At 41.1% G+C, this 399-nt stretch carries 1 protein-coding gene; it reads left to right on the top strand.

Annotation, left to right across the window (positions count from 1 at the left end):
* On the top strand, positions 1–341 hold a 341-nt coding region (locus tag OQZ33_RS24160), incomplete at its 5' end, for a S41 family peptidase (RefSeq protein WP_265802133.1).
* Positions 342–399 lie beyond the last annotated feature (58 nt).

The raw sequence follows: 399 nt of genomic DNA, 5'->3' as shown, positions 1-399 counted from the left end.
GTATGGGAGATTTGTATTCAGGCAAAATAGTAATTTTAACAGACGAAAATACTCAAAGCATGGGCGAGTGGTTTACTATGATGCTACGTCAGTTCAACGCCAATGCAACCATTATCGGTAGTCAAACGGCGGGTGCTGATGGTGATGTTAAAAGGTTGACTCTGCCCGGAGGCTATCATTTCAGCTTCACAGGAAATGGTATTTTTTATCCAGATGGACGACAAACCCAGCGTGTTGGCATCAAACCTGATATTTATTTTAAAGCCTCTGCCAAAGATTTGGTTGGAGTAGAAGATGCACATCTGCAAAGAGCTTTGAAATATATCAGAGAAGGGAAATAAGCCTTCAGTTTGATAGTGTGTGTAAAATTAAGCTGCTTAGAGCATGTATCGCTAGACC

The organism is Pedobacter sp. MC2016-05 (genome assembly GCF_026239735.1).
GTDB lineage: Bacteria > Bacteroidota > Bacteroidia > Sphingobacteriales > Sphingobacteriaceae > Pedobacter.
This window is presented reverse-complemented; position numbering and strand designations above follow the sequence as displayed.